The sequence below is a fragment of the Rhodococcus sp. NPDC058532 genome (assembly GCF_042719255.1).
Lineage (GTDB): Bacteria > Actinomycetota > Actinomycetes > Mycobacteriales > Mycobacteriaceae > Rhodococcus_G.
Window position 1 is genome coordinate 154,834 of sequence record NZ_JBHXNU010000003.1, and the last position, 7,814, is coordinate 162,647.

8 protein-coding genes are annotated in these 7,814 nt (G+C 68.7%); 7 read left to right on the forward strand and 1 reads right to left on the reverse strand.

Features of this window, described 5'->3' with window-relative positions; genetic code table 11:
- Positions 1–44 precede the first annotated feature (44 nt).
- A complete protein-coding gene (locus ACFWQG_RS05250; RefSeq protein WP_378506530.1) occupies positions 45–974 on the forward strand; it encodes an NAD(P)H-dependent flavin oxidoreductase in 930 nt (309 codons plus the stop codon).
- 206 nt (positions 975–1,180) lie between these two features.
- Here ACFWQG_RS05250 and ACFWQG_RS05255 read toward each other — a convergent pair whose 3' ends face one another.
- Positions 1,181–3,175: a glycoside hydrolase family 15 protein gene (locus ACFWQG_RS05255; protein WP_378506531.1), complete on the reverse strand. Its 1,995-nt coding sequence runs from the start codon at positions 3,173–3,175 to the stop codon at positions 1,181–1,183.
- Between the two features lie 139 nt (positions 3,176–3,314).
- On the opposite strand from ACFWQG_RS05255, the gene ACFWQG_RS05260 reads away from it, so the two are divergent.
- The 6 genes from ACFWQG_RS05260 (at position 3,315) to ACFWQG_RS05285 (ending at position 7,674) form a co-directional block, all read left to right on the forward strand.
- Positions 3,315–3,524: a hypothetical protein gene (locus tag ACFWQG_RS05260; RefSeq protein ID WP_378506532.1), complete on the forward strand. Its 210-nt coding sequence runs from the start codon at positions 3,315–3,317 to the stop codon at positions 3,522–3,524.
- Positions 3,525–3,658: 134 nt separating this feature from the next.
- The gene (locus tag ACFWQG_RS05265; protein ID WP_354003507.1) at positions 3,659–3,748 is read left to right on the forward strand and encodes an Ms4533A family Cys-rich leader peptide; all 90 of its coding nucleotides are present in this window, start codon (positions 3,659–3,661) and stop codon (positions 3,746–3,748) included.
- A 171-nt stretch (positions 3,749–3,919) separates the two neighbouring features.
- Entirely contained in the window at positions 3,920–4,966 is a 1,047-nt protein-coding gene (locus ACFWQG_RS05270) for a sulfate ABC transporter substrate-binding protein (protein WP_378506533.1), read from the forward strand.
- A gap of 7 nt (positions 4,967–4,973) precedes the next feature.
- Positions 4,974–5,882: a sulfate ABC transporter permease subunit CysT gene (gene cysT, locus ACFWQG_RS05275; RefSeq protein WP_378506534.1), complete on the forward strand. Its 909-nt coding sequence runs from the start codon at positions 4,974–4,976 to the stop codon at positions 5,880–5,882.
- Positions 5,879–6,685 (forward strand): sulfate ABC transporter permease subunit CysW, encoded by an 807-nt coding sequence (gene cysW, locus ACFWQG_RS05280; protein WP_378506535.1) that lies wholly within the window; start codon positions 5,879–5,881, stop codon positions 6,683–6,685. Before cysT ends, cysW begins: the two co-directional genes overlap by 4 nt.
- Positions 6,682–7,674 carry a sulfate/molybdate ABC transporter ATP-binding protein gene (locus ACFWQG_RS05285; RefSeq protein ID WP_378506536.1) on the forward strand — a complete coding sequence of 331 codons (993 nt, stop codon included), beginning with the start codon at positions 6,682–6,684 and terminating at the stop codon, positions 7,672–7,674. Before cysW ends, ACFWQG_RS05285 begins: the two co-directional genes overlap by 4 nt.
- Positions 7,675–7,814: the final 140 nt, after the last annotated feature.

Here is a 7,814-nt window from a genome sequence, read left to right on the forward strand (position 1 = left end):
CAAAAATCACTCACGGTGCGACGAAGTCGCGGAATGGAGTCGGTGTGCTCGAGACCTGGTTGACGACGACATTGGGACTCGAGGTGCCGATTCTCGGCGCCCCGATGGGTGGACGGGCGGGCGGTGCCCTTGCCGGTGAGGTGTCGAAGGCCGGTGGCCTCGGTCTGCTCGGCGCAGCCAGGTACGCCACCCCGGACTGGGTCGCGGCCGAGTCGGCCGTCGCCAAGGCGATCGGCGGTGACCTGGGAATCGGGCTGATGACCTGGGCACTGCACGACAACGACACACTGCTCGACGCGGCGATTGCCGCCCGCCCCGCCGTGATCTCGCTGTCATTCGGCGACCCTGCCCCGTTCGTTGCGCGGGCAAAGTCGGCGGGCGCGCTGGTCTGCTCGCAGGTCAACACCCTCGAGGACCTGCGGGTGGTCGAGGCCGCCGGGGTCGACTTCGTGGTCGCCCAGGGCACCGAGGCGGGCGGGCACACCGGCCGGATCGGTACCCTGCCGCTGCTGCAGCAAATCCTCGAATCGACCGACCTTCCCGTCGTCGCCGCGGGCGGCATCGCCACCGGACGCGGGCTGGCCGCGGTGCTCGCGGCCGGGGCCGAGGGGGCCTGGGTCGGAACGGCGTTGCTGGCCAGCCCGGAGACCATCGGCCCCGAGTTCGCCCAGCAGAAGCTGGTGGACGCGGATTCCGCCGACACCGTCTACACCTCGGTCTTCGACCAGGCCAGGGACCAGCCGTGGCCCGCCCGGTGGGGTGGCCGCGCGCTGGTCAACGAGTTCACCGGCACCTGGCACGAGCGCGGCGCGGACAACGAGACCCTTGCGGACGCCTACGACCCCGCCAACCCGGATCTGGCCGTCGTCTACGCGGGCGAGGCGGCCGGGCTGGTCAACGAGATCCGGCCGGCGGGTGAGGTGGTCCGCACGATCGCGTCCGACGCGGAGCGGCTGCTGGCCCGCTTCGCCTGACCCCGATCGACTGCCCTCCGGCCTGACCTGACTGCCCTCCGGCCTGACCTGACTGCCCTCCGGACTGACCGAATGTGGAATTCGGTCAGTCAGACTGATCGAATACCACATTCGGTCGGGGGTGCGGGGCCGGTCGGGGGTGCGGGGCCGGTCGGGGGTGCGGGGCCGGTCGGGGGGTGCGGGCCGGTCGGGGGTGGGCGGTCCGGTTAGGTGGGGGAGTGCGCGGGCTGGAAGGTACCGGTGTCCACGGCCTCCTCGGCGCGGATCACGTGCACGACCGCGTTGATCAGGGCGAGGTGCGTGAACGCCTGTGGGAAGTTGCCGAGATGTCGACCGGTGCGGGCGTCGATCTCCTCCGCGTACAGCTTCAGCGGGCTGGCATAGCCGAGAAGCCGTTCGCACAGCCGCTTCGCTCGGGCGAGTTCGCCGATCTCCACCAGCGCCGACACCAACCAGAACGAGCAGATCGTGAACGTGCCCTCCTCGCCGGACAGCCCGTCGTCGGTGGTGTCGACGCGGTAGCGCAGCACCAGGCCGTTCTCGGTGAGCTCGTCGGCGATGGTCAGCACCGTGGCGCGGACGCGGTGATCGTCGGCGGGCAGGAACCGCAGCAGTGGGACCAACAGCAGGGACGCGTCCAGCGACGGGTGCCCATACCGCTGGGTGAACACGCCACGCTCGTCGACGCCGTGCTCGAGGATGTCGGACTTGATCTCGTCCGCGATCGCCGACCACTGCTGCGCGTACGACTTTTCGCCGCGCAGCGCGGCGAGCTTCGTGCCCCGGTCGAGCGCCACCCAGCACATCACCTTCGACGAGGTGAAGTGCTGCGGTTCGCCGCGCACCTCCCAGATCCCGCGGTCCGGCTGCCGCCAATGCCTGATCGCCTCCTCCACCTGCCGCTTGAGTAGCGGCCACAGCGCGTCCGGGACCTGGTCCCGTGACCGCACATGCAGATACACGGAGTCCAGCATGGTGCCCCAGATGTCGTGCTGCTTCTGGTTGTATGCGCCGTTTCCAATCCGGACCGGCCGGGCCCCGTCATACCCGGACAGGTGGTCGAGTTCGGCCTCCTCAAGCGTCTTCTCGCCGCCGATCCCGTACATCACCTGCAGCGGGTGCGGGTGCCCGTCCTCGCCCTGCGAAACGTCGGAGATGAAGGCGAAGAAGTCGTTGGCCTCCCGGTCGAGTCCGAGGGTGTAGAGGCCCCACAGCGCGAACGTCGAATCCCGAACCCATGCGTACCGGTAGTCCCAGTTCCGTTCCCCGCCTGGCGTTTCCGGTAAGGAGGTGGTCGACGCCGCGAGCAGTGCGCCGGTCGGGGAGTAGGTCAGGCCCTTGAGGGTCAGTGCGCTGCGCTGCAGGTAGCCACGCCACGGGTGGTCGGGGAACCGGCCGATGGTGATCCACTGCCGCCAGCATTCCGCCGTCTTCCACATTTTCTCGGCGGCATCGGAAAACGACTGCGGTGCAGGGAGGTTCGACCACGACAGTGCGACGAACACATTGTCGCCTTCCTGCATCCGGGTCCGCGCCCGTGCTTCCCTGCCCTCAAGGCCCAGCTTCAGGTTGGACGTGAGGCGCAGGGTGGGGTTGGCGCCGAGACCGCTGCCGTCACCCGTGGCGGTCGCCTCCTCGTACACCGCGCCGGTGTACTCCCATTTCGCCGGGACACGGTGGTAGTCAAATGACGGCTCGCAACTCATCTCCAGTTCCACCACGCCGCTGACGCACTTCACGGTGCGCAGCAGGATGTGCTCGGCATCCCAGTCCGTCGGGGTGCGGCGGTGACTGCGCGAACGCTGCTCGTTGTTGTGCCACGGTCCCATCACCAGGGCGTCGCGGACGATGAGCCACCCGGTCTCGGTCTGCCAGGTGGTCTCCACGATCAGCCCGCCCGGCAGGTAGCGGCGGGCGGCAGGCACGTTCTGCCCGTACGGCCCGATCCGGAAGTGCCCGGCGCTGCGATCGAGAATCGACCCGAACACGCTCGGCGAATCGGGCCGGGGCACGCACATCCACTCGACCGACCCGTTGCGGGCGATCAGGCAAGTCGTTTCGCAGTCCGACAGGAACGCGTAGTCGTCGATCGGCGGGAAGGTGGTGCGGTGGGGTGCGGGCTCGATTGTCGCCGGAAGGTTCGCGGGGAGGGTCTCGGCGCCGGTGATCCGGCCGTGCACGTCGGGGTCGGTGGCCGTCATCTGCATATCATCGGCTCGGTGGGCGCCGTCGTCCACCGCTGACGGCGGGGCCGTCGTTCACGTTCGACGGCGGGGCCGTCGTTCACCGCTGACGGCGGGGCCATCGTTCACGTTCGACGGTGCCGCGTAGGGTGGGGGCGTGAATCAGATCGCCAGTTGGTGGGACGGCCTCGAATTGTGGCTGATCGGGCTACCGTACGTTCCGCAGCTCCTGCTGGTGTTGGTTGTCGCGTTGCCCGCCGCGTACGGGCTCGCCAGGGTCTTCGACATCACGCTGGCCCGTGCCCTGACCCTGCTCGGACGGGACCGGGCCCGGTCCGGCGACGCGGCCCGGGTCGGTGAGCCCTGATGCCCCGTTCCCGCGTCACCCTCGTCCTGATCGTCCTGCTGGTGCTGGTCCTCGTCGGGTGGCTGTTCACCCGCTGATCGGGTGAACGCCCGCCTGTTGGATTCATCACCACGCGCTCTGCTAGATTCGTCCGCGTGTCTGCCACTGCCGTACACCAGGTCCGCCATGAACTGGCGTTGATCGCTGTCGGCATGCTCGCAGTCGCCGACATCGACTGTTGTTGATCTCCTCCGCCTTGCTCGACTGAGCCGGCCCGTCCGCCCCACGCAGAGGGCACCTTTCCCACATTCCTGTGCCCGCGAACCACCGCAGCCCACCTCGGCGGCGGCGGTCGCGGCGGTCGCGATGACCGAACTTCCCTCGCCGTGCGCGGCGAATCCGTGAAAGGCATATCGATGAGTGTTCGTGCCCGACTCACCCGCTCCGGCGTTCTGTTTGCCGCCGCCCTCACCGCGGGAGCGGTCGCGTTGACGGCCTGCGCAGGCGGGTCGAGCGACGTGGTAGGCGGTGAGTCCGGTTCCGGTGACGGCAGCGGCGGCACCGTCAACCTGTTTGCGTACGCGGTGCCCAAGCCCGGTTTTGACAGAATTCTCCCCGGATTCAGGGACACCGAGGCGGGCGCCGACGTGAAGGTCCAGCCGTCCTACGGTGCCTCCGGCGACCAGTCCCGCAAGGTGAAGGACGGCGCACGGGCCGATGTCGTGAACTTTTCCGTCGAACCCGACATCACCCGCCTGGTCGATGCCGGATTGGTGAGCCCGGACTGGAACGCGGACGCCTACAACGGGATTCCGTTCGGGTCGGTCGTCACCCTGGTGGTGCGCGAGGGCAACCCGAAGAACATCCGGGACTGGGATGACCTGCTCGCCCCCGGCGTTGAGGTGGTCACCCCCAACCCGTTCAGTTCCGGCTCGGCGAAGTGGAACCTGCTCGCGCCGTACGCGGCCAAGAGCGACGGCGGGACCAATCCGCAGGCCGGGCTCGACTACGTGAAGGCACTCGTCACCGATCACGTGAAGGTGCAGCCGAAGTCGGGTCGTGAGGCCACCGAGACGTTCCTGCAGGGCAGCGGTGACGTGTTGATCAGCTACGAGAACGAGGCGATCTTCACCGAACGGAACGGTGATCCCGTCGAGCACGTCACCCCGCCGGTCACCTTCAAGATCGAGAACCCGGTCGCGGTGCTGCAGAACAGCAAGGCGCTTGAGCAGGCGACCGCGTTCCGCGACTACCTGTTCACGCCGGAGGCCCAGACGCTGTGGGCCGAGGCCGGATTCCGTCCCGTCGACCCGGCCGTCGCCGCCGAGTTCACCGACGAGTTCCCCGCCCCGGAAACCCTGTGGACGATCGCGGATCTCGGTGGCTGGAAGGCCGTCGACGAGACCCTGTTCACGCAGGGCAGCGGGTCGATTGCCGTGATCTACGAAGCCGCGAACCGGTAGCCTCGCCATGTCCGACTCCACGATGACGGAGGGATCGGTGTCCGAGATCGTCGCCACCCCGCCGACCGAGTCCACGCCGGCCCCCGCCGCACCGCCGCGACGGCGCCGCCGATGGTTCACCGTCACCGGCACCGTCGGTCCGCTCGGGATCGGCGTAACGATGCTGTGGCTCAGCGTGATCGTGCTGCTGCCGCTCGCGGCGTTGACGGTGACCTCGTTCGAAGACGGACTCGCCGGATTCTGGGACGCGGTCACCAGTCCCGCGTCGTTGGCCTCGCTGCGCGTCACCATCCTGGTGTCGGTGGTCGTTGCGCTGATCAACGTGGTCATGGGCACGCTCATCGCGTGGGTGCTGGTGCGTGATGAGTTCCCCGGCAAGCGGATCGTCAATGCGTTCATCGACCTCCCGTTCGCCCTGCCGACCATCGTCGCGAGCATCGTGCTGCTGTCCCTGTACGGGCCGAACAGCCCGATTGACGTGCAGCTCAACGCGACCCAGCCGGGTCTTGTCGTCGCCCTCGCGTTCGTGACACTGCCGTTCGTCGTCCGGTCGGTACAGCCGGTGCTGATCGAGACGGACCGCGAGGTCGAGCAGGCCGCCGCCTCGCTCGGCGCGAGCAACTGGACCATCTTCGTCAAGGTCGTGCTGCCGACCTTGACGCCCGCGATCGTCAGCGGCGCGGGCCTGGCGTTCGCCCGCGCGATCGGCGAATACGGTTCGGTGGTGTTGATCGGCGGCAACATCCCGGGCGAGACGCAGGTGACCTCGCAGCGAATCCAACAGCTGATCGAGATCGACCGGCCGGTGGACGCCGCGGCCGTCTCGGTGGCGCTGCTGGCGATCGCCTTCGTGACCCTGCTGGTGCTGCGGGTGTTCGCGAGCCGCAACCAGCGTCGTGAGGAGCAGGCGTCGTGAACGTGTCCACCCCAACCCGGCTGAGTCTGCGGGTCGCCGCCCTCGGCTACCTGGCGCTGCTGCTGCTGGTGCCGATCATGGTGATCCTGTGGCGCACCTTTGAGCGCGGTATCGTCGCCTTCTTCGAGGCGATTTCGACGCCCGCGGCGATCTCGGCGCTCAACCTGTCCCTGTTGATCGTCGCGATCGTGGTGCCGATCAACGTCATCTTCGGGGTGATCACCGCGCTCGCTCTGGTACGGGGACGCTTCCCCGGCCGCGGCCTGATGCAGGCGGTGGTCGACCTGCCGTTCGCGGTGTCGCCGGTCGTCGTCGGTGTATCGCTGATCCTGCTGTGGGGTGTCAACGGCTGGTTCGGTGGCCTCGACTCGCTCGGGTTCCGGGTCATCTTCGGGTTGCCGGGGATGGTGCTGGCGACCATCTTCGTGACCCTGCCGTTCGTGGTGCGCGAGGTGGAGCCGGTGCTCCACGAGATCGGTGACGAGCAGGAGCAGGCCGCCGCGACACTGGGCGCCTCGAAGTGGCAGACCTTCTGGCGGATCACCCTTCCCGCGATCCGCTGGGGCCTGACCTACGGCATCGTGCTGACGGTCGCCCGCTCGCTGGGCGAGTTCGGCGCCGTGATCATGGTGTCGTCCGGTTTCCCCGGCGTCTCGCAGACCCTGACCCTGCTGGTGCACTCGCGCTACATCGACGACCACAACACCTACGGCGCGTACTGCGCGGCGACGCTGCTGATGGGCATCGCCCTGGTGACGCTGCTGCTGATGACGCTGCTGGATCGCAAGAGGAGCAAGGCATGATTTCCGTCATCGGCGCCCAGAAGAACTACGGCGACTTCGCGGCACTGGACAATCTGTCGCTGGACATCCCGTCGGGCTCGCTGACCGCGCTGCTCGGCCCGTCCGGGTCGGGCAAGTCGACGCTGCTGCGGTCGATCGCCGGCCTTGAGCACCCCGACGCGGGCACGATCACGATCGCGGGCAAGGACGTCACTGGGGTGCCGCCGCAGAAGCGCGACATCGGGTTCGTGTTCCAGCACTACGCGGCGTTCAAGCACATGACCGTCCGGGACAACGTGGCGTTCGGCCTCACGATCCGCAAGCGGCCGAAGCCGGAGATCGAGAAGAAGGTCGGCGAGCTGCTCGGGATCGTCGGTCTCGACGGCTTTCAGCACCGCTACCCGGCGCAGCTGTCGGGCGGCCAACGTCAGCGAATGGCGTTGGCCAGGGCGCTGGCGGTGGACCCCCAGGTGCTGCTGCTCGACGAGCCGTTCGGCGCGCTGGACGCGAAGGTCAGGGAGGACCTGCGCACCTGGCTGCGGCGGCTGCACGACGAGGTGCACGTGACCACGGTCCTGGTGACCCATGACCAGGAGGAGGCCCTCGATGTCGCGGACCGGATCGCGGTCCTGAACCGGGGTCGGATCGAGCAGGTCGGCACCCCGCGGGAGTTGTACGACAGCCCGGCGAACAATTTCGTGATGTCGTTCCTCGGACCGGTCGCGAAGCTCAACGGTCAGCTGGTGCGCCCGCACGACATTCGCGTGGGCAGGGACCCGAGCATGGCGGTCGCGCAGAAGGCGGGCACCGCCGAATCCGCCGGTGTCACGCGCGCGACGGTGGAGCGCGTCGTGCACCTCGGCTTCGAGGTGCGGGTCGAGCTGCGGAACGCCGCGACCGGGGACCTGTTCGCCGCCCAGGTCACCCGCGGCGACAGCGAAGCGCTGCAGTTGCGGGAGGGCGAGACCGTGTACGCGCGGGCGACGCTGATCCCGAACATCCCTGCTTAGGGGTCGCCGCCGTGGGGGGGTTCCGGGGGGGGGGGCCCGGCGACCGCCCACAGCCCGCGGGAAGACGTAGCCAGAAAAAACCCCCCCTCTCCCCCGAGGCACGCCAACCCCCCCCCCCTCGCCCGCAGCGGTTCCCGCCG

Bases quoted from the DNA above. Each gene is read 5' to 3' on its own strand.
- ACFWQG_RS05255 (WP_378506531.1), bottom strand. From the start codon at position 3,175: ATGACGGCCACCGACCCCGACGTGCACGGCCGGATCACCGGCGCCGAG.
- cysT (WP_378506534.1), top strand. From the start codon at position 4,974: ATGTCCGACTCCACGATGACGGAGGGATCGGTGTCCGAGATCGTCGCC.
- ACFWQG_RS05285 (WP_378506536.1), top strand. From the start codon at position 6,682: ATGATTTCCGTCATCGGCGCCCAGAAGAACTACGGCGACTTCGCGGCA.
- ACFWQG_RS05270 (WP_378506533.1), top strand. From the start codon at position 3,920: ATGAGTGTTCGTGCCCGACTCACCCGCTCCGGCGTTCTGTTTGCCGCC.